The 20,096-nt window shown below is 71.4% G+C and carries 16 protein-coding genes and 1 riboswitch; of the genes, 10 read left to right on the top strand and 6 right to left on the bottom strand.

Features of this window, described 5'->3' with window-relative positions; translation table 11 throughout:
• Positions 1-143: 143 nt before the first annotated feature.
• Entirely contained in the window at positions 144-887 is a 744-nt protein-coding gene (locus tag JOB34_RS14390) for a hypothetical protein (RefSeq protein ID WP_208053335.1), read from the bottom strand.
• Complete coding sequence (locus JOB34_RS14385) at positions 884-1,543, bottom strand: SatD family protein (protein ID WP_208053334.1); 660 nt, start codon at positions 1,541-1,543, stop codon at positions 884-886. Before JOB34_RS14385 ends, JOB34_RS14390 begins: the two co-directional genes overlap by 4 nt.
• A 42-nt stretch (positions 1,544-1,585) precedes the next feature.
• On the opposite strand from JOB34_RS14385, the gene JOB34_RS14380 reads away from it, so the two are divergent.
• Positions 1,586-2,542: an endonuclease/exonuclease/phosphatase family protein gene (locus JOB34_RS14380; RefSeq protein WP_208053333.1), complete on the top strand. Its 957-nt coding sequence runs from the start codon at positions 1,586-1,588 to the stop codon at positions 2,540-2,542.
• A gap of 25 nt (positions 2,543-2,567) precedes the next feature.
• Here the strand turns inward: JOB34_RS14380 and JOB34_RS14375 are convergent, their stop codons facing one another.
• Positions 2,568-3,995 (bottom strand): aminotransferase class V-fold PLP-dependent enzyme, encoded by a 1,428-nt coding sequence (locus JOB34_RS14375; protein ID WP_347813878.1) that lies wholly within the window; start codon positions 3,993-3,995, stop codon positions 2,568-2,570.
• Positions 3,996-4,047: 52 nt separating this feature from the next.
• A riboswitch (SAM riboswitch) is annotated at positions 4,048-4,162 on the bottom strand.
• Positions 4,163-4,329: 167 nt separating this feature from the next.
• Here JOB34_RS14375 and JOB34_RS14370 point away from each other — a divergent pair.
• The 5 genes from JOB34_RS14370 to JOB34_RS14350 all read left to right on the top strand — a co-directional run bounded on the left by JOB34_RS14370 (position 4,330) and on the right by JOB34_RS14350 (position 9,885).
• A complete protein-coding gene (locus JOB34_RS14370; protein ID WP_208053332.1) occupies positions 4,330-5,280 on the top strand; it encodes an SPFH domain-containing protein in 951 nt (316 codons plus the stop codon).
• Between the two features lie 11 nt (positions 5,281-5,291).
• Entirely contained in the window at positions 5,292-5,570 is a 279-nt protein-coding gene (locus tag JOB34_RS14365) for a hypothetical protein (protein WP_243758159.1), read from the top strand.
• Between the two features lie 239 nt (positions 5,571-5,809).
• The gene (locus JOB34_RS14360; RefSeq protein ID WP_208053389.1) at positions 5,810-8,356 is read left to right on the top strand and encodes a DNA translocase FtsK; all 2,547 of its coding nucleotides are present in this window, start codon (positions 5,810-5,812) and stop codon (positions 8,354-8,356) included.
• The gene (locus JOB34_RS14355) at positions 8,353-9,048 is read left to right on the top strand and encodes an ion channel (RefSeq protein WP_208053331.1); all 696 of its coding nucleotides are present in this window, start codon (positions 8,353-8,355) and stop codon (positions 9,046-9,048) included. Before JOB34_RS14360 ends, JOB34_RS14355 begins: the two co-directional genes overlap by 4 nt.
• A gap of 15 nt (positions 9,049-9,063) precedes the next feature.
• Positions 9,064-9,885 (top strand): hypothetical protein, encoded by an 822-nt coding sequence (locus tag JOB34_RS14350; protein WP_208053330.1) that lies wholly within the window; start codon positions 9,064-9,066, stop codon positions 9,883-9,885.
• Between the two features lie 40 nt (positions 9,886-9,925).
• Here JOB34_RS14350 and JOB34_RS14345 read toward each other — a convergent pair whose 3' ends face one another.
• Positions 9,926-11,101, bottom strand: coding sequence for a dipeptidase (locus JOB34_RS14345; protein WP_208053329.1), 1,176 nt, complete (start codon positions 11,099-11,101; stop codon positions 9,926-9,928).
• Positions 11,102-11,169: 68 nt separating this feature from the next.
• Here JOB34_RS14345 and rimO point away from each other — a divergent pair, with 68 nt between their 5' ends.
• The 4 genes from rimO to JOB34_RS14325 all read left to right on the top strand — a co-directional run bounded on the left by rimO (position 11,170) and on the right by JOB34_RS14325 (position 14,246).
• On the top strand, positions 11,170-12,666 hold the full coding sequence (gene rimO, locus JOB34_RS14340) for a 30S ribosomal protein S12 methylthiotransferase RimO (RefSeq protein ID WP_208053328.1): 1,497 nt from the start codon (positions 11,170-11,172) through the stop codon (positions 12,664-12,666).
• A 17-nt stretch (positions 12,667-12,683) separates the two neighbouring features.
• Positions 12,684-13,283 (top strand): CDP-diacylglycerol--glycerol-3-phosphate 3-phosphatidyltransferase, encoded by a 600-nt coding sequence (gene pgsA / locus JOB34_RS14335; RefSeq protein ID WP_347813877.1) that lies wholly within the window; start codon positions 12,684-12,686, stop codon positions 13,281-13,283.
• 6 nt (positions 13,284-13,289) lie between these two features.
• Positions 13,290-13,778: a CinA family protein gene (locus JOB34_RS14330; protein WP_208053327.1), complete on the top strand. Its 489-nt coding sequence runs from the start codon at positions 13,290-13,292 to the stop codon at positions 13,776-13,778.
• Between the two features lie 168 nt (positions 13,779-13,946).
• Entirely contained in the window at positions 13,947-14,246 is a 300-nt protein-coding gene (locus JOB34_RS14325) for a helix-turn-helix transcriptional regulator (protein ID WP_179481707.1), read from the top strand.
• 135 nt (positions 14,247-14,381) lie between these two features.
• Here the strand turns inward: JOB34_RS14325 and JOB34_RS14320 are convergent, their stop codons facing one another.
• Together JOB34_RS14320 and JOB34_RS14315 are read right to left on the bottom strand one after the other, a co-directional pair.
• Positions 14,382-15,221, bottom strand: a complete 840-nt coding sequence (locus JOB34_RS14320; protein ID WP_208053326.1) for an Fpg/Nei family DNA glycosylase — start codon at positions 15,219-15,221, stop codon at positions 14,382-14,384.
• 166 nt (positions 15,222-15,387) lie between these two features.
• Entirely contained in the window at positions 15,388-20,043 is a 4,656-nt protein-coding gene (locus JOB34_RS14315) for an ATP-dependent helicase (protein WP_208053325.1), read from the bottom strand.
• Positions 20,044-20,096 lie beyond the last annotated feature (53 nt).

Raw genomic sequence — 20,096 nt, 5'->3', positions numbered from 1 at the left:
CGCGGTCACGCGTCGACGCTGTGACCCTGTGGTCATGCCCTGGTGCGGGTGAGACGGACATCCACCGGATCCCCGTCGCACCTGCCCGACCGCGGTGTGCTGAGCGGGGCCTTGGAACCGGGTGACCGATGTCACGCCCGTCCTCAGCGCAGGCCGACGATGCCGAGGGCGCCGAGCGCGACCAGCCAGCTGACGAAGCTGCCGACCAGGAAGTACTCGGTGACGGCATCGATGCCGAGGCCGGAGATCTCCTGGCGCGCCGATCGACGGGCCTGCAGCTCGGGGAAGCGGATGAGGCCCTTCGCGGCGATCACGAGCCCGGCCGCGGTGATCTGCCCGGCCATGCCGAGCCCGAGGATGAACAGGCGCTCCATCGGACCGAGCAGCCGACCGCCGCGCAGCTCGTCGGAGGGCTGCGGCTGGCCCTCCGGCTTCACCGCGCCGATCGCGGTCAGCACCAGGCGCACCAGCTCGTTGCCGGTGGCCAGCTGCACCGCGCCGAGGCCGAGCACCAGCAGGAAGCGGTCGGGCGACAGCTCGTGCAGCGTGGCGAACGCACTGTGCCGCATCCAGTGGCCGAGCGCGCCGTCGGCGTGACTCGCGCTGCCCGCGGCGATCATCACGACCAGGACGCCCGCTCCGAGCAGGCACAGCGCCAGCGTCTCGCCGTGTCTGCTGCGCGCGGCGCGACCGGCCAGCCAGCGCCACGCGGCGGCGACCGCGGCAGCGAAGACCAGCAGCACGATGTCGGCGGCGTCGTGCAGGTCGGCCACCAGGGCGGCCACGAGGAGAACGAGCGGCCCCACCGCGTACGACGCCACGACGGACCGGACCCGCACCAGGTCGCCGACGCCGACGGCGAGCAGTAGTGCGCCGAGGATGCTCATCGGACGGAGGCGAGGTCGCGGGCGGCGTTCACGATGACTTCCAGGCCCGCGGCGCGGATGCGCTGGGAGATCGCCGACGGGGAGACGTCCTCGGCGCGTGCGATCTCCGTGCGGGACTCGCCCGCCACGAGGCGTTGCAGGATGCGCATGGCTCGTTCATCCAGCGATGAAAGCAGTTGGTCCTGACACACCAGGGCGGCGTTGACCGCTCCCGCGCTGGGGCCGTCGTCCTGCGCGGGGGTGTAGACGGTGCGTACGGCGTGCGTCGCCGGTCGTCGTTCGGCCGCCTGCGCCGCTTCGATCGCCTTGCGGGCGGCCCACCACGCCGGTCCGTCCTGGGTGCCGGCGCGGGCGTCCAGCACGGTGGCACCTCCCCAGCTCAGCCCGAATCGCACCAGCGTCTCGGGCATCAGGCCCAGCCTGATCCGGAAGGCCGCCTCCAGCGCATTGCCCAGGGTTTCGTAGCTGGCCTGGAATTCATCACCTACCGTGATCCGCAGTGCGGTGGTCGCGGCCACCAGGTGGTCGGTGCGGCGCAAGGTGGAGACGAGGCGGGTGTGCAACGCATGGCGGTCAGGGGCGCCCCGGGAGTCCACGATGTCGCCGATCAGGGTGGCGCACGGGTCTGCGTGCTCGCCGGGCTTCATGTCCTGCATATGAAGATCATAGCTTCATAAGGTCAAGATGAAGGAATGTTCTTGAAGTACGCTGCCCTCGTCGTGCTCTGCCTGATGGCGCTGATCGCAGCGTGCGGCATGGCGGCCCGCTGGATCGACGCCGACGGGGTCGCCCCGATCGTGCAGTCGATCTTCCCGCTCTTCGGCACCCTCGCGATAGCCGCGTTCGTCGCCGGCGTCGGCGTGACCGCCGTGGTCGGGCCGACGCGGCCCATGCTCATCGCCTTGGTGGGTCTGCTGCTCATCGCCGCGGTCCCTGTGGCGCTCGCGGTCCCGACCCTGGTGCCCCACACAGTGCACAGCCGGCCCGGCGACGAGGTGATCATGACCTCGAACATGGAGTTCGGCCAGGCGTCGGCGGCCCCCATCATGGCCGCGGTCCGGGCCCACCACGTCGACACGCTGGTGCTGGAGGAGGTCACACCGGATGCGCTCGAACGTCTCGATGCTGCGGGTCTGCGCAACCTCCTGCCGCACCGGGTGGGTCGGACGCGCACCGACTTCCGCGGAACCGTGATCGCCAGCGCCCATCCGCTCACCGAGGAGAGCTCCTTCGTGCCGTACGACGGTGCGGGCATGCCGGTGGCGCGCGTGCAGACCCCGGAGGGCGCCTACCTCCTGAGGGGCGTGCACACCTACGCCCCGCTGCCGAATCTCACGACCCGATGGCGCGCCGGTCTCGACGAGGTGCGTGGCTGGCGCGCCCGTCAGCCGACGGACATGCCGTTGGTGATCGCAGGCGACTTCAACGCCTCGACCGCGATGCCCGCCTTCCGCCGGGCCATCGCAGGGATGACCGACGCTCAACGGGCCACCGGCAGCGGCTGGGTCCGCACGTGGCCGAACGGGCGGTCGTTCCCGCCGTTCATCGCACTGGACCACATCCTCGTGCGCGATTTCGACGTCGTGGCGTCCGGGAGGGTCACGGTCGCCGATACCGACCACCGGGCCGTCTGGGCACGCGTCCGACTGCGCTAGGACGCCGGGGAGGGTCCGCGGCCCGTCACCAGGGGCAGGGGACCGACAGGTCGCGCGGGTCGTCGGCTGCGGTCCAGCCCGTGGACTCGTCGTAGGTGTAGTCCAGCGTGGGTCCCGCCTCGACCAGGCGGCGTACGCCGTCGACGAGGCGGCCCACGTGGTGGGCGCGGGTCGCGAGGCCGATGCTCGCCCGCACCGCGGTGGAGCCGTCGCCCAGGATGCTGTCGCACAAGAGGTGGGCGCAGAAGCGACCGTCGCGCACCGAGATGCCGTACTCGTCGGAGAGCACCAACGACACCAGCGCCGGGTCGTACCCGTCGACCGTGAAGGTCACCACACCCACGTTGGGCCGGTCCTCGCCGAGCACGCTGACCAGGCGGACTCCCGGGATGGAGCGCAGCCCGGTCCGCAACTGATCGGCGAGGGCGGCCTCGTGGCGCTCGATCTCCTCGTGGTGCCGGCGCAGCGTCGCGCACGCAGCGGCGAGCGCGATGGCACCCACGGCGTTGGGCGTGCCACCCTCGTGACGGGCCGCGCCGGAATGCCACGTGACGCGCTGATGACGCACGCGCGCCGTGGCGCCGCCTCCGGGCAGGTAGGGCGATGCGAGGTCCAGCCAGTCGCGTCGGCCGACGAGGACCCCGGCGCCGTACGGCGCGTAGAGCTTGTGACCGGAGAACGCGACCCAGTCGGCGCCGAGGTCGGCGAGGTCGATCTCGCGGTGCGGGGCCAGCTGCGCGGCGTCGATGACCGTGCGCGCGCCGTACTCCCTGGCGGTGGCGATGAGTTGGCGCACCGGCCACACCTCGCCGGTGACGTTGCACGCGCCGGTGATGACGACCAGCTTGCCGCGCGCGTCGCTCGCGGCGAGCGCCGAGCGCAACAGCTGCGCGGCGTCGGAGGCGCTGTTCGGGACCGCGAGGCGGGTGCAGTTGCACCGCCCCCAGGGCAGCAGTGCGGCGTGGTGGGCCGACTCCCAGGCGAAGACCTGGGTGCCGCGGGGCACGCAGTGCGCCAGCAGGGCCAGGGCGTCGGTGGTGTTGCGGGTGAAGACGACCTCGTCGTCGGGGCGCGCTCCGACGAACTCGCCCACGGTCGCCCGCGCCTGCTCGAACCAGCCGGTGGTCACCCGGCTCGGCAGGCCGGCGCCCCGGTGCACCGAGCCGTACGTCGGCAGTGCGGCATCGACGGCATCGCGCACGCTGACCAGCGCGGGGGTGGTCGCCCCGTGGTCGAAGTTCGCGGCGTCCACGACAGTTCGGTGCACGGTGGGCACCCCGAGTTCGTGCGCCACGGTGAGCGGCAGGTGGGCCTGCACCTGGGGCAGGCGGTGGGGCGGAAGGTCGCGGACGACGCGTAGTGCGGCGCGGGGCTCGCGGGGTACGGCCGTGCCGCTCTCGGTGCTGGAAGGGGTCGCGGTGTCGTGCTGGGTATGTGTTGCCTGGACGGTCACGGGCAGCCTCTCGCCGTGGGACCAGCGGTCGCCGGCAGCATGCCGATACGTCGGTCCGCGCTTGCCACGCGGCGGATGCGGCGTGGCCGGGTCGTCACTCGGAGCACCCCACCGCGGAGGAGGGTTGCCGCTCAGCTAGCCGAGGCTTGACGCTGAGACTCTTGACCTGCGACGAGGCTAACGGATGCGGTGTCCGGTCGTCATGTCGCGATCCGCATCGTGGACCGGTCGCACCGCGGAGGATGCGCTGCGGTCCTCTCACCTGCGCGAAGGGCTTCCGCCCGCCTGGTTTAAGTGCTATTAAAGTGATATCACTTAAACCGAGGAGGACGTCATGTCACAGCAACTGCGGCCCGAGGATCCCGCGTCGGACAGTGCCGATCCGACCGTGCAACCGCCGTCGACGCGACCGGTGGGCCACGAGGGGCGGCGGGTCGACGTCGCCGAGCGACGTGCCTGGTCGGTCAACGGCTTCCTCGCGCTGGCGGTCGCGCTCGTCCTGGCGGCGGTGGCCGTCCGGAGCTTCGTCGCGGGGCTGCCGGCGGTCGGCGTGGTCCTGGCGGTACTGACCGCGCTGGTCGCCACCCCGCTGGTCGTGATCCAGCCGGGTCAGACCAGGGTGGTGCAGTTCTTCGGCCGCTACATCGGGACGGCGCGGCACGCGGGCCTGACCTGGGTGCTGCCCCTCACCACCCGCCGCAACATCTCCGTGCGGGTGCGCAACTTCGAGACCAACGCCCTCAAGGTCAACGACGCAGACGGCAACCCGGTCGAGATCGCCGCCATCGTCGTGTGGCAGGTTGCCGACACGGCCAAGGCCACGTTCTCGGTCGAGTCGTACGGCGACTTCGTCCGGGTGCAGTCCGAGTCGGCCCTGCGGCACGTCGCGACGACGCATCCGTACGACAACCCCAGCGGCACGGGCACGTCGCTGCGCGGCTCCACCGACGAGGTGTCCGAGCAGCTCGCCCACGAGGTCGCGGCGCGTATCGCGGTCGCCGGGTGCGAGGTGCTCGAGGTCCGGATCAGCCATCTCGCCTATGCCCAGGAGATCGCCCAGGCGATGCTGCAGCGGCAGCAGGCCGCCGCGATCATCGCCGCCCGTGAACGCATCGTCGAGGGTGCGGTGAGCATCGTGGAGATGGCCATCACCCGGTTGGAGGGCGAGAACATCGTCGACCTCGACGAGGAGCGCAAGGCGGCGATGGTGTCCAACCTGCTGGTCGTGCTGTGCGGTGACCAGCGCGCCACACCGGTGGTCAACGCCGGCAGCCTCTACCACTGACGGATCGGTCGATGAGCGACTCCGATCCGCCGAGCGAAGACGCCGACGCCGCCGATTCCGGCGACCCCGGCCACCTCGGCGCGCAGCGTCCGCCCGCGCGCCGGTCGTTGCTGCTTCGTCTGGATCCGGCGGTCCACGAGGCGTTGACCAGGCTCGCCCAGGATGAGCTGCGCAGCGTCAACGCCGAGGTGGAGATGCTGATCCGGGAGGCGTTGCGCAAGCGTGGCCGGCTGCCCAGGACGGCCCGTCCCCTGCCTCGGCGCGGCCGTCCGCGCAGCGACGGGGGCTGAGGATTCCGGGCGGTTCTCCGCGTGGGGCGCCTGTGACAGGTGTGACTGACGGCTAGCCTGTGCCCGTGCCGACCCGTCAAGCCCCGAGCAGCACCACGTCGCGCCAGCGCGCGTCCGGTGGCAAGCGTCCGGCGTCCCGGCGCCCTCCGGCACCACGCAAGACGCCCGCCGCGCGCCCGACCAAGGGTGCCAGGGACGGCGGTCTCCCGCTGCCGTTGCGCGCTGTCCGCGGCACCTGGATGGGCGTGGCCCACGTCGCCGGGGGAGCGGCGCGCAGGGTCGGGCACACCACCCACGACGTCGAGCCGGAGCTGCGCCGCGACGGCATCGGATTCGCCCTGATCGCCATGGCCATCGTGGTCGCCGCGCGTGAATGGTGGGGACTGCAGGGCGCTGCCGGCGACGTCGTCCACGCCGTCGTGGCCGGCACCTTCGGCCTGGTCGGCCTCGCACTTCCGCTGGTGCTCCTGCTGCTCGGTGTGCACATGCTGCGTTCGCCACGCGGTTACCAGGGCACCAACCGGGTGATCACCGGACTCGGGATCCTCGCCGTCTCGGCCTGCGGCCTGGCGAGCGTCGCGCACGGCACGCCCTCTCCGACCTACCGCGGGGGAGTGAGCGGAGCCGGCGGCATGATCGGGTTCCTGGCCTCCAGTCCGCTCGTCGCCGCGGTGCACACCTGGGGGACCGTGCCGATCCTGCTGCTCGTGGGGTTCTTCGCCGTCCTGGTCCTCACCGGCACGCCGGTGCAGCAGATCCCGGGGCGGCTGGGCCATCTGCAGGACCGGTTGTTCGGCGAGCGCGCGACCGATGAGGACGACGGCCCGGTCGACGCCGTCGAGCACGACCTGCACGGCGACGAGATCGACGGACCGGGCCGCAAGCGCCGGTCGAGTCGCAGCGCGCGGCGTGCCGCCGAGGAGGACGCCCGCCGCGACGGTGACGAACCGTTCGAGCAGGCCGCCATCGTGGCACGGACGACCAAGAACGGCCGCCGCCTGCGCCCGGGTCAGAAGGTCCCGGAGGGCGACGAGGTGGTCGGCGAGGAACTGCTCGACGCACCGGCCACCGCAGTGCCCACCCCCGCGCCGACGCCGGACGCGGTCGCTCTGCCCGGCACGAGGACGCCGGCTCCGATGCGGGTGAAAGAGGAGCTGCAGGCACCGCCCACCCGCCCGCTGCCGCAGCGCGTCGAACAGCTCGCGCTGGCCGGCGACGTCACCTACACCCTTCCGAACAGCGACCTGCTCGCACCGGGGACGCCGCACAAGACCCGCTCGGCCGCCAACGACCGGGTCGTGGAGTCGCTGACCCAGGTCTTCGAGCAGTTCGACATCAACGCCCAGGTCAGCGGGTTCAGCCGCGGCCCGACCGTCACGCGATATGAGGTCGAGCTCGGACACGGCACCAAGGTGGAGCGGGTCACCGCGCTGTCGAAGAACATCGCCTATGCCGTGGCGTCGGCCGACGTGCGCATCCTGTCCCCGATCCCGGGCAAGTCCGCGATCGGCATCGAGATCCCGAACGCCGACCGCGAGAAGGTCAGCCTCGGCGACGTCCTGCGCAGCCAGGCGGCGCGCTCCAACGAGCACCCGATGGTGATGGGTGTCGGCAAGGACGTCGAGGGCGGCTACGTCATCGCCAACCTCGCCAAGATGCCGCACCTGCTGGTCGCCGGTGCGACCGGCGCCGGCAAGTCCAGCTTCGTGAACTCGATGATCACCTCGATCCTGATGCGGTCCACCCCGGACGAGGTCCGGATGGTCCTGGTCGACCCCAAGCGGGTGGAACTGACCGGGTACGAAGGTATTCCGCACCTGATCACCCCGATCATCACCAACCCCAAGAAGGCCGCCGAGGCGCTGCAGTGGGTCGTGCGCGAGATGGACACGCGCTACGACGACCTGGCCGCCTTCGGCTACAAGCACATCGACGACTTCAACAAGGCCGTCCGCTCCGGCAAGGTGACCCCGCCGCCGGGGTCCGAGCGCGTCATCCACCCCTACCCGTACCTGCTGGTGATCGTGGACGAGTTGGCCGACCTGATGATGGTCGCGCCGCGCGACGTCGAGGAGTCGATCGTCCGCATCACCCAGCTGGCGCGCGCCGCCGGCATCCACCTGGTGCTGGCGACCCAGCGCCCGTCGGTCGATGTGGTCACCGGTCTGATCAAGGCCAACGTGCCCTCCCGGATGGCGTTCGCGACCTCGTCGCTGGCCGACTCACGCGTCGTCCTCGATCAGCCCGGTGCCGAGAAGCTGATCGGCCAGGGTGACGCGCTCTTCCTGCCGATGGGCGCGTCCAAGACGATGCGCGTGCAGGGCGCCTGGGTCACCGAGACAGAGATCACCGAGGTCGTCCAGCACGTCAAGGGCCAGCTCAAACCGCACTACCGCGACGACGTCACGGTGGTGGCGGCGAAGAAGGAGGTCGACGAGGACATCGGCGACGACCTCGACCTGCTGCTGCAGGCGACCGAGCTGGTCGTCACGACCCAGTTCGGATCGACCTCGATGCTGCAGCGCAAGCTGCGGGTCGGCTTCGCCAAGGCCGGCCGGCTGATGGACCTGATGGAGTCGCGCGGGATCGTCGGCCCCTCGGAGGGTTCCAAGGCTCGCGACGTCCTGGTCAAGGGCGACGACCTGCCGGCCACCCTGTCCCTGTTGCGCGGCGACGATGTCGGGGCGCCGTTCGACGGTGCTGCGCAGACACCGCTCGGCGTGGCCGACGATGACGACGACCCCGGCGAGGACGCCTGGTCACTGACGGAGAACGGCCGGACATGACCGTCGCGGCCCCGCGGCGGCGTACCGGCCTGCGGGGCATCCTCGGCACCTACCCCAACGCCGTGCTGCTGATCATCCAGCTCGGCGGCCTGCTGATCTATCCGTTCACCGGCGACAGCACGCCCGGCCGCACGGCGTACTCCGTGGTGCAGCTGCTCGTGCTGGTCACGGCGGTGGCTGCCGTGCGGATGACGCCGGCCCTCACCTGGATCTCGGCCACGATCGGAGTGCCGGCGCTGATCTTCAGCGTGCTGGACGTGCCGCTGCACGACGCGTACTGGGTCACGGTGGGGCTCGACGTGACGCACGCGATCTTCTACCTCTACACGGCGTACGCGCTGATCCGTTACATGTTCGGCGACAACGAGGTCGGCGCCGACGAGATCTACGCGACCGGCGCGTGCTTCACCGTGGTGGCGTGGGCGTTCGCCTATCTCTACGGGCTGGTGCAGACCGTGTGGTCCGGCCAGTTCACGACCGGCACGACGCACCACGGGCCGCTGACCTGGATCGAGCTGGTCTTCCTGTCCTTCACCACGATGACCGGGACGGGGCTCTCCGACATCTACCCCGTCGGCGACCACGCCCGGTCCGTGGCGATGTTGGAGCAACTTGCCGGAGTCAACTATCTAGGCCTGGTGGTCGCTCGACTGCTAGGGATGACCTTGACCAGGTTCCGCAAGGAACCGTGAGCGAAGGGTGCGCGCATGAGTGACGACCGACCCCGGGGTGACGGACCCGATCCGACCAATCCCTACGGACAGCCCGGCCGTGGGCCGGCTGGCGAGCCAGGTGTCGAGCCCGGCCGCGCGGCCCGTCCTCACGACGCCGCGAGTGGCGAGCGCGGGCCCTACGGCGCTGCGGGAGATCCGCAGCGCGAGACGCCCCGGCAGGATCCGCAGTGGCAGTCGGCGACCCAGCGACGCGAGCACCCGGAAGGCGGCGCCCCAGGTAGTGCGGCGCCCTGGACGCAGCCCGGCCAGAATCAGCGCGGCATACCGGTCGTGCGTCGTCGAGCGGGCGCCGGATCGGCGTTCCTCGTCGCGCTCATCGCCACCCTGATCGGGCTGGCCGTCTCGCTGGTCGCCAGCTACGTCGCCGACCACCGGCACTCGATGTCGATCTATCCCCGGACCAATCTGCTGATCGGGGGCCTGGCGCCCTGGCCGTCCTCGGGCCTGCGGGCCGCGTCGGACATCAACCTGAACGCCGGGACGGGGCACTTCGTCCTGGCGTTCGCGGTCGCCGGTGTGGTCCTGCTCCTGCTGCTGTGGGCGGCACTCGCGTCGACCCCCGGGCGTCGCGGCTTTCTGACCGTCCTGCTCGCCGGATGGGGAGCGACCGTGGTGGCCGGGGCGGTGGCGCTCGGGGTCGAGTACCTCGCCATCTCCCACCACGGGCCGTTGGGCCGGCTGTTCACCCTGGCGGTGAGCAGTGGCGCCGACTGGGGCATCCGGGTCGGGTGGGTCGTCGGTGTGATCGCCGCCCTCGGGCACGTGCTGCGTCGTCCCGACCGCCTCGAGGTCTGAGGGGCACCGAAGAGCGCGGCGCGGCCCGAAGGCGCGCCGATCAGCCGTCGAGGTCGGCGTACGTCGCGAGGCTGGGTCCGCGCGTGGTCTGCAGCTCACGAGCCACGTCCTCGGCATCACCGAGCACCCGCAGCACGTTGGCGCCCGCGACCTTGACGAGGTCCGCGTCGGACCACCCGCGATCGCGGAGGGCACCGAACAACCGCGGGTAGCAGCTGACGTCCTGCAGCCCCTCGGGCAGCTCCCGCACCCCGTCGTAGTCGCCGCCGACGCCGATGTGGTCGACGCCGACGACCTCGCGAAGGTGCTCGAAGTGCGCGAGGACGTGCTCGATGGTGGCCTTCGGCTTCGGGTGCGCGACGGAATACCGGGCTCCGAACGCCTCGAAGGCCTCGTGATCGTTGGGGTCGATGCCCTCGGTACGCGCCGCCTCGCGGGCGTCCGCGCGCCAGTCAGCGCACTCCTGCGAGACGAAGTCCGGCACGAAGGTCGCCATGATGACGCCGTTCTCGTCCCGGAGGATCTCCAGCACGTCGTCGGGCGCGTTGCGGGGGCTGTCGCACACGGCGCGGGCGCTGGAGTGGGAGAAGATCACCGGCGCCACCGACTCGGCCAGCGCGTCGCGCATGGTGTCGGCGCTCACGTGGGACAGGTCGACCAGCATGCCGATCCGGTTCATCTCCCGCACCACCTCGACGCCGAATGGGCTGAGGCCCTTCAGCACGGGGGTGTCGGTGGCAGAGTCGGCCCACGGCACGTTCTCGTTGTGCGTCAGCGTCATGTAGCGCACCCCGAGCACATGCAGCATGCGCAGCGCGCCGAGCGAGCAGCCGATGCTGTGACCGCCCTCCGCGCCGAGGAAGGACGCGATCCGGCCGGAGGCGAAGACGCGCCGCGCCTCGTCGGCGGTGCGCGCGAGACCCAGCCGGTCGGCGTACCGGCCGATCATCTGGTGGACGCCGTCGATCTGTTCGAGGGTCGCCGTCACCGCGGCATCACCGGCGAGCGTCGCCGGCACCCAGACCGACCAGAACTGCCCGCCGACCAGGCCCGCGGCCAACCGCGGCAGGTCGGTGTGGGTGCGCCCGACGGTGCCGGCAGCCAGGTCGAGCCGGTCGAAGTCGTAACCCGTCAGGTCGCGCGCGGCCCACGGCAGGTCGTTGTGACCGTCGATGAGGGGATGCTCGTGCAGGAGGTCGGTGAGGTCGCGGGGCATCGGACCATCCCATCACCCCGCGGGCCGTCCGGCGGGAAGGGGCCGCGATGCCAACTACCCTGGGGGTCATGTCCTCCCCTTCGCGCAGCGTTGCGCTCGTCACACTCGGGTGCGCGCGCAATGAGGTGGATTCGGAGGAGTTGGCCGGCCGACTGGCCGCCGGAGGGTGGTCCCTGGTCGACGACGCCGCCGATGCCGACGTCGCCGTCGTCAACACCTGCGGATTCGTCGAGCAGGCCAAGAAGGACTCGATCGACGCGCTTCTCGAGGCCAACGACCTCAAACAGCACGGGCGTACGAAGGCCGTCGTGGCCGTCGGATGCCTCGCCCAGCGCTACGGCAAGAAGTTGGCAGAGGAGCTGCCCGAGGCCGACGCCGTGCTCGGCTTCGACTCCTATGAGGACATGTCGGCGTCGCTGACCGCGATCCTCGACGGTGAGCGTCCGGAATCGCACACGCCGGGCGACCGCCGAAAGCTGCTGCCGCTGTCGCCGGTCGCACGCCAGGGGCAGGGAGTGGCTCAGCCTGGACACGGCAGCCACACCGGTGGCACCCCGCTGAGCGCGGGCGAGATCGCCGGGCCCCCGCAGGACGTCACCATCGAGTCGCCTGCCGGATCGCCGCGGATCATCCGCGCCCGGCTGGACGGACGGCCGTGGGCGCCGTTGAAGATCGCCAGCGGGTGCGACCGTCGGTGCGCTTTCTGCGCGATCCCGATGTTCCGTGGTGCTTTCGTCTCACGCCGCCCTTCCGACGTCCTCGACGAGGCGCGCTGGCTCGGCCAGCACGACGCGCGCGAGATCTTCCTGGTCAGCGAGAACTCCACGTCGTACGGCAAGGACCTCGGCGACCTGCGACTGCTCGACACGATGCTGCCGGAACTGGTTGCCGTGGAGGGGATCTCGCGGGTGCGGGTGTCCTATCTGCAGCCGGCCGAGATCCGCCCCGACCTGCTCGACGTGATGACCTCCACCCCGGGCGTGGCGCCGTACTTCGACATCTCCTTCCAGCACGCGAGCGGTCCGCTGCTGCGCACGATGCGCCGGTTCGGCGACCGCGAGTCGTTCCTGGGACTGCTGGAGCAGGTGCGCGCGCGGTCGCCGTACGCCGGCATCCGCTCCAACGTCATCGTCGGCTTCCCGGGCGAGACGGAGGACGACGTCGCCGAGCTGGAGGAGTTCCTGCTGAACGCCCGGCTCGACGTGGTCGGTGTGTTCGGCTACTCCGACGAGGACGGCACCGAGGCCGAGTCGTACGCCGGGAAGCTGCCCGCCGACGAGATCGACGCGCGGGTGGAGCACATCCGCACCCTGGCGACCGAGATCAACGAGCAGCGCGCCGCCGAGCGCATCGGCGAGGAGGTCGAGGTGCTCGTGGAGGCCTCGGAGTTGGACGAGGACTCCGGTGAGTGGGAGGTCCGCGGGCGCGCCGGCCAGCAGGGACCCGACGTCGACGGCGAGACGATCCTGACCTACGGCGACCGGGTCCGCCCGGCCGTCGGCGACATCGTGACGGCCCGCGTCGAGGACACCCTCGGGATCGACTGGATCGCGAGCCCGCTGTGAGCGGAGAGCACCGCCTGGTGCCCCCGCCCCTCGTGCCGGATCCGGCGACCGCCCCGAGCACCGGGGTGAGCAACTGGAACATCGCCAACGCCCTGACCGTCCTGCGCATTCTGCTGGTGCCGCTCTTCGGGTGGCTCCTGCTGACCCACGGGGGCCATGACACGGCGTACCGCTGGGGCGCGCTGGGGGTGTTCTTCGTCGCGTCCGTGACCGACCGCATCGACGGGGACCTCGCCCGATCGCGGGGTCTGGTGACCGACTTCGGCAAGATCGTGGACCCGATCGCCGACAAGGCGCTGATGGGGATGGCGCTCGTCGGGCTGTCACTGATCCACGAGGTCCCGTGGTGGATCACCGTGCTCATCCTCATTCGCGAGTTCGGGGTGACGGTGCTGCGGCTGTGGGTCCTGCGGCACGGCGTGCTCCCCGCGAGCCGCGGCGGCAAGGCGAAGACCGCCCTGCAGGCGCTCGGGATCGGGTTGTTCGTGTTGCCGCTCGGCGGAATCGTGCACGTCGCGGCCTGGTGCGTGCTGCTCGTCGCGCTGGTCATCACGGTCGTGACCGGCGTCGACTACGTATTCCGCGCGCTGCGGCTGCGGGCCCGGCCGGTGCGCTGAAGCTCGATGTCCGTTCTCGATCCGGCCGACGTGGTCGCTGCCCTGCGCTCCGCGGGTGCCACGGTCGGGGTGGCCGAGTCGCTCACCGGTGGCCTCGTGGTGGCCCGGCTGGTGCAGGTCCCCGGGGCCAGCGCCGTCGTGCGCGGGGGCGTGGTGGCCTACGCCACCGATCTCAAGCACAGCGTGCTGGGCGTGGACGCGGACCTGCTGGCCGCCGGTGGCGCGGTGCAGGCCGAGGTCGCCGAGCAGATGGCGACCGGGGTACGCCGGGTGCTGGGGTCGACGTACGGTCTCGGGACGACGGGGGTGGCGGGTCCGACCGAGCAGGACGGGCAGCCCGTCGGGCGCGCGTTCGTGGCGGTGGCCGGTCCGGAAGGGGTGCGGGTGCGGCAGCTGGACCTGTCGGGCAACCGTGACTCCGTGCGGGAGGCGTGCACGGTGGCGGTGCTGCGACTGCTGGCCTCGGGCCTCGACCCGACGGGCCGGCTGGATTAATCGACTCGACGAGCGCGTTCATATCGGTGGAAGCTCGCACACTGCCTGCAGGTGGTGCCCCACACTCCTGTCGGCATCAATGAGTAGTGTGGGTGCACTGGATGAGGGCATCCGCCCACGATCCCCGGACCGCACCGGCCGACGACATGAGGACACTGGGAGGCGTTCATGATCTTGTTACGACGCGAACTCGGTGACGTCCTTCGCGACCAGCGCCAGGACCAGGGCCGCACGTTGCGCGAGGTCTCTGCCGCGGCCAAGGTGTCTCTGGGCTACCTCAGCGAGATCGAGCGCGGTGAGAAGGAAGCCTCCTCGGAGCTGTTGTCCTCCGTCTGCTCCGCCCTCGGCATCCCGCTCTCGACGGCGCTCTCTCAGGTGTCCCAACGCGTCGCTGCCGCCGAGGCCGTGAGCGCGCCGGTGCCGCTTCCCGTGCACACCGCGCGCACGCCGGTCGTCTCCGCAGCCTGACCCCCTCCCACGCACAGTGGAGTCCCGGCGCGCTCGATAGGGCGCGCTACGCCCCACAACGACTTCAGCTGGATCTCGTGTCAGCGAACGCGCTGTATGGCGCGCGTCTGTTCCACATCTGCTCGGCGGTGGTCCTCAACGACCGATGGGGCGCTGCCGCTTCCCGTCGTCGGTCGGTCCGAGTCCGCCCTGGCAGTGCGGGCAGTAGAACATCGTGCGGTCCTGGGGGGCCTTGCCGATCATCGCGACGCGGGTGAGCGTGCCGCACCGCTCGCACGGCAGTCCGCTGCGGCCGTGTACGTAGTTGTCGTCGAGCAGGCCCGTGCGCTGGGTGAGCGAGCGTGACGGGTCGTGTGCCGACTGCGCCAGCTGTTTCTGGGCGACGTCGATCAGCGCGCGGACCTCGTCCGGCCCCAGATCGCCCACGGCGGTCCACGGGTTCAGTCGCCGGGCGAAGAGCGCCTCGGCCGCGAAGAAGGTGCCGATGCCGGCGAGGTTGCGCTGGTCGAGCAGTGCTTCGCCGATGGTCAGATCGGGAGCTCGCAGCAGCCGGCGTACCGCCTCCTCCGGGTCCCAGTCCGCGCCGAGGATGTCCGGACCGAGGTGGCCGACCAGCCGATGCTCGTCCCCGGTCGCGATGAGGTCGAGCATGCCAAGGCGCCAGCCGATCGCCGCCCACTCCTGCGTCGCGAGCAGAGCGCGGATGTCGGCGGCTCTGGCGAAACGCGGCGTCACCTGCGGTGTCGGGCGCACCCGCCACGAGCCTTCCATCCGCAGATGGGAGTGGATCGTCAGGCCTGAGTCGAGGCGGTGCAGCAGGTGCTTGCCGCGGCTGTGCACGCCGGTGGTGACCATGCCGTGCAGCGGGCGGTCGGGGATGCCGGGCCAGCGCAACTCGGCGCCGACGAGCGGTTGGTCGCACAGCGCGGCGTTGAGTCGGTCGGCCGCCTTCCAGACCACGTCGCCTTCGGGCACCTCGCCACCGTAACCGTCGGTCCCACAGGGTCCGGGCGCGGTTGTCAGCGGATCTGTGGTGCCGGCGCCACTTTCCCGCTGACAACCGCGAGGACGGTGCGGTGGTGGTCAGCGGATCTGTGGTGTCGGCGCCACTTTCTCGCTGACAACCGCCCATGCGAACGGGTCAGCGGCGCAGGCGCAGGCCGCGCGGGGTGGTGTGGAACCCGGCCTTCTGCAGAGCGTCGGTGAGTGGCGACTGTGCACCGAGGACCGCGTCGCCGTCGGCGGTGTGCACGGTGAGCTGCCCCAGTGCCCCCTCGCGTACGGCGAGCACGAGGGCGTCTGCCGCGGCCTCCAACTCCGACTCCTCGGTGGACCAGCTGAGCAGCGACTTGCCGCCCCGCTCGATGTAGAGCGCGAGCACGCCGTCGACCAGGACGACGAGGGCACCGGCCTTGCGGCCGGGCTTGTGGCCGCCTTCGGCCTCCGGCCAGGGCAACGCGGCACCGTACGGGTTGGCGGGATCCGCAGCGGCGAGTACGACGGCGCGTGCTGCCTCCGTGGGTGCGGGAGCATCCCACGGGTTGCGGTGACTGGTGATGGGTTTCGCACCCGCGCGTAGCCGGTCGATCGCGCCGGAGGTGGCGAACTGAGCGGCGCCGAGTCCCTCCACGAAGTAACCGCGACGTACTCGGCCGGTCTCCTCTGCCGACGCCAGCACCTTGTAGATGACCGAGAACCCGCCGGGCACCCCCTCGGCCGCCACCGAACCGCGGGTGACCACTCCGTAGCGGTCGAGCAGCACCTCTGTGGTCGCCAGCGCCCGGAGGGTGGCGTCGGTGTCCGCCGCCGGCAGCGCCGACCAGCGACCGGCCGACGTGGGCGGGCCGCCGCGGGTGGGCATCGCGGGCCGTGCGGCGCCCATCGCGCGCAGCCCGGAGCCTGGCCGGGCGTACCGGGTGCGGCGTGGACCGGACGTCTTGGCCTTGTGGGCAGTACGGCCGCCGGCGAGCAGCGCGCGCAACGGCGCCAGGGTGTCGCCGGTGACCCGCCCGGCCCAGACCAGGTCCCACAGGGCACCGATGAGCTCGTTGTCGTTCGTGGAGTGTGCGGCGTCGGACAGCGTGCGGAAGAAGTACGCGCCACCCGCACCGAGCGCGTCCATGAGCGCGGTGTGCGTCTCGGTTTGTTCGAGCGTGTCGTCGGCGGGCGCCAGTGTCAGGTGCGCGGTCTCGGTCAGGTGCAGCGAGACCCACCCGTCGTCGCCGGGCAGGGCGGCGTGCCCCTGCCAGAGCACCTCGCCGCTGGTCGTGAGCTCGTCCAGCAGCCCCGGGGTGTACCCGACCACCCGGGCCGGCAGCACCAGGGTCTCCAGCGCACTGGCCGGCACCCGAGCGCCGGCCAGTTGCTCGACGGCCCGCAGCAGCCCATCGGCCCCGCGGGCTCGGCCCTGCACGCCCTGCCACGAGGGCATGAACCTGGCGAGTTCGACGGCCGGCACCGGCTCGACCTCGGCACGCAGCGACGCCAGCGAGCGGCGTTTGAGGATCCGCAGCACCTCGCGGTCACAGAACTCCAGGGCGGCGCCCTCGCCGGACTGCGCGCCAGGGCGGAACTCACCCTCCACCAGGCGACCGGCGCCGACCAGGCGCCGCAGGCCGTCGTGGACGACGGCCCGCCCGAGGCCGAACGACTCGGCGGCCTCCATCACCGTGAAGGGGATGTGGGTGCGGGCGTACCGGGAGAGCAGCTCGCCCAGGGGGTCGTCAACGGGCTCGAGGAACGCACCGGGCACACCGGGCGGCAGAGCCACTCCGAGCGCATCGCGCAACCGCGAGGAGTCCTCGATCCCGGCGTACCGCACAGTCCCGCCCCAGGACGGCTCGATGAGCCGCCGGGCGGCGACGAGATCCACGAGCCACCCGCGTACGTCGTCCTGCTCGCTCTCGCTGCGTTCGGTGACCTGCTCGAGGGTCAGCGGACCGAGCACCCGCAGCAGGTCCGCCATCTCCTCGGCATTGCGCGCACGCCGACCTTCGGCGAGCCGCTGCAGCTCCAGGCCGGTGTCGGTCACGACCTGGGGATCGAGCAGGTCGCGCAGGGAGGCGCCCTCGGTGGTGCCGAGCAGATCGGACAGCAGGGACGGGTCGAGCGCGAGTGCGGCGGCGCGGCGTTCGGCCAACGGCGAATCGCCCTCGTAGAGGAACTGGGCCACGTAACCGAAGAGCAGACTGGCCGCGAACGGCGACGGTCGCTGCGTGTCGACCTGCACCATCTTGATGCGGCGGGCGCCGATGTCGCGCATAAGTTGAATGAGACCCGGCACGTCGAAGACGTCCTGGATGCACTCCCGGACCGCTTCGAGCACGATCGGGAACGACGGATACCTGCTGGCGACCTCGAGCAACTGCGACGCCCGCTGGCGCTGCTGCCACAGGGCCTGCCGTTTGCCCGGCTGCCGACGGGGAAGCAGCAGGGCGCGCGCCGCGCACTCGCGGAAACGTGCTGCGAACAGAGCGGATCCACCGATCTGCTCGGTCACCAGCTGGTGCACCTCGTCGGGGTCGAGCGCCACGATCTCCATGAGCGCGCTGCCCAGGGACTGCTCGCCCTCGTCGAGATCCAGGTCGAGCAGCCGCAGGACGATGCCGTCGTCGCCGTGCATGGCCTGCACCTCGAGACCGAAGCGCTCGCGCATCCGGGCGGCGATGGCCAGCGCCCAGGGCGCGTGCACCCCGGCGCCGTAGGGCGAGTGGATGACGATGCGCCAGTCGCCGAGCTCGTCGCGGAAGCGTTCGACGACGATCTGTCGGTCGTGGGAGAGCTGTCCGGTGGCCTCCTGCTGCTCGCGCAGGTAGGCGATGAGGTTGTCCGCTGCCCACTGGTCGAGACCGGCAGCCTTGACCCGCTCGTGCGCCTTGTCGTCGGGCAGCGCGCCGATCTCGCGGACGAACGCGCCCACCGCGGCGCCGAGCTCGGCCGGCCGCCCGAGCGAATCGCCCTTCCAGAACGGCAGCTTGCCGGGCTGGCCGGGCGCCGGGGTGACGAGGACCCGGTCGTGGGTGATGTCCTCGATCCGCCAGGTGCTGGTGCCGAGGGTGAACAGGTCGCCGACGCGGGACTCGTAGACCATCTCCTCGTCCAGCTCACCCACCCGGCGCCCCGGACCGTCGCCGGAGGCGAGGAAGACCGCGTACAGCCCGCGGTCGGGGATCGTGCCGCCGCTGGTCACCGCGAGACGCTGCGCGCCCGGGCGACCGGACAGGCTGCTGCCGACCCGGTCCCACACGATCCGCGGTCGCAGCTCGGCGAACTCCTCGCTCGGGTAGCGGCCCGAGAGCATGTCCAGCACCGACTCCAGGACCGTACGGGCGACGGTGCCGAACGAGGCCGACCGCTGCATCAGCGCGAAGAGCTCGTCGACGTCCCAGTCGTCCATCGCGCACATCGCCACGATCTGCTGGGCGAGGACGTCGATGGGGTTGGCAGGCACCCGCAGGGCCTCGATGCCACCGTCGCGCATCCGCTCCACGACGACCGCCGTCTGCACGAGGTCACCACGGAACTTGGGGAAGACCACGCCGTGGCTGACGGCGCCGACCTGGTGACCGGCGCGGCCGACGCGCTGCAGCCCGCTGGCCACGCTCGGTGGCGACTCGACCTGGATGACCAGATCGACCGCGCCCATGTCGATGCCCAACTCGAGGGAGCTGGTCGCGACGACCGCCGGCAGCGTGCCGGTCTTGAGGGCGTCCTCGATCTCGCCGCGCTGCTCCTTGCTGACCGAGCCGTGGTGGGCCCGGGCGAGGACGGCGGGCGCGCCCCGCGCGCTGCCGGCCTGCGCCATGACCTCCGCGGGTGGCCGCGAACCACCATCCGCGACGGCCTCGTCCGCCTCGGCTGTGCGCTCCTGCCAGATCTCGTTGAGGCGGGTCGTGAGCCGCTCCGCGAGGCGCCGGGAGTTGGCGAAGACCAAGGTCGAACGGTGCTCGGAGATCAGGTCGACGATGCGTTCCTCGACATGCGGCCAGATCGAGCTGCGCTCCCGCGGACCTGCCGCCGCACCGGTCAGATCGTCGGTGGTCTGGCCGAGTTCGGACAGGTCCGGCACCGGTACGACGACGTCGAGGTCCCACTCCTTGGTCGACGGCGGCTGGACACAGGTGACCGGCCGCCCGCCAGCGAGGAACCGCGCGACCTCGTCGACCGGGCGTACGGTCGCCGACAGTCCGACGCGTTGAGCGGGTTTGTCGAGCAGCACGTCCAGCCGCTCGAGCGACACCGCCAGGTGAGCTCCTCGCTTCGTACCCGCCAGCGCGTGCACCTCGTCGAGGATCACCGTCTCGATGCCGGTGAGCGACTCGCGGGCGGCCGAGGTGAGCAGCAGGAAGAGGGACTCCGGGGTGGTGATCAGTACGTCGCTGGGGGTGCGGTTGAACGCGCGTCGCTCCTGTGCCGGGGTGTCGCCGGACCGGACGGCGACAGTCACGTCCGGTGGCTCGGCGCCGAGCCGGGTGGCCGCGTGGCGCAGCCCCACCAGCGGGGCGCGCAGGTTGCGCTCCACGTCCACCGCGAGCGCTTTCATCGGGGAGATGTAGAGGACCCGGCAGCGTTTCAGCGCTTCCTCCGGGACGGGTTGCGTGGTCATCCGGTCCAGCGCCCAGAGGAACGCCGAGAGCGTCTTGCCCGACCCGGTTGGAGCGACGACCAGGGTGTGCGAGCCGCTGGAGATCGCGTCCCATGCGCCGACCTGTGCGGCGGTGGGCTCGCTGAAGGTGCCCGTGAACCATGCCCGGGTGATGGGGGAGAAGCGGTCGAGTACGTCGACGGCGGTGCTCATGACGTGGCCAGCCTGCCATCCGCCACCGACAGCCCCCGCGCCGGTGAGGAGGG

It is taken from the genome of Allobranchiibius sp. GilTou38, from assembly GCF_017565325.1.
Taxonomy (GTDB): Bacteria; Actinomycetota; Actinomycetes; order Actinomycetales; family Dermatophilaceae; genus Allobranchiibius; species Allobranchiibius huperziae.
The sequence above is the reverse complement of the archived record's forward strand: the minus strand, read 5'-3'. Positions and strand labels throughout refer to the sequence as shown.

What these genes read in the sequence shown, in the direction of transcription:
- JOB34_RS14325 (WP_179481707.1), top strand. Translation starts at nt 13,947, where the DNA reads ATGATCTTGTTACGACGCGAACTCGGTGACGTCCTTCGCGACCAGCGC.
- JOB34_RS14355 (WP_208053331.1), top strand. Translation starts at nt 8,353, where the DNA reads ATGACCGTCGCGGCCCCGCGGCGGCGTACCGGCCTGCGGGGCATCCTC.
- JOB34_RS14370 (WP_208053332.1), top strand. Translation starts at nt 4,330, where the DNA reads ATGTCACAGCAACTGCGGCCCGAGGATCCCGCGTCGGACAGTGCCGAT.
- JOB34_RS14315 (WP_208053325.1), bottom strand. Translation starts at nt 20,043, where the DNA reads ATGAGCACCGCCGTCGACGTACTCGACCGCTTCTCCCCCATCACCCGG.
- JOB34_RS14365 (WP_243758159.1), top strand. Translation starts at nt 5,292, where the DNA reads ATGAGCGACTCCGATCCGCCGAGCGAAGACGCCGACGCCGCCGATTCC.
- JOB34_RS14345 (WP_208053329.1), bottom strand. Translation starts at nt 11,101, where the DNA reads ATGCCCCGCGACCTCACCGACCTCCTGCACGAGCATCCCCTCATCGAC.
- JOB34_RS14350 (WP_208053330.1), top strand. Translation starts at nt 9,064, where the DNA reads ATGAGTGACGACCGACCCCGGGGTGACGGACCCGATCCGACCAATCCC.
- JOB34_RS14330 (WP_208053327.1), top strand. Translation starts at nt 13,290, where the DNA reads ATGTCCGTTCTCGATCCGGCCGACGTGGTCGCTGCCCTGCGCTCCGCG.
- JOB34_RS14385 (WP_208053334.1), bottom strand. Translation starts at nt 1,543, where the DNA reads ATGCAGGACATGAAGCCCGGCGAGCACGCAGACCCGTGCGCCACCCTG.
- rimO (WP_208053328.1), top strand. Translation starts at nt 11,170, where the DNA reads ATGTCCTCCCCTTCGCGCAGCGTTGCGCTCGTCACACTCGGGTGCGCG.
- JOB34_RS14360 (WP_208053389.1), top strand. Translation starts at nt 5,810, where the DNA reads ATGGGCGTGGCCCACGTCGCCGGGGGAGCGGCGCGCAGGGTCGGGCAC.
- JOB34_RS14390 (WP_208053335.1), bottom strand. Translation starts at nt 887, where the DNA reads ATGAGCATCCTCGGCGCACTACTGCTCGCCGTCGGCGTCGGCGACCTG.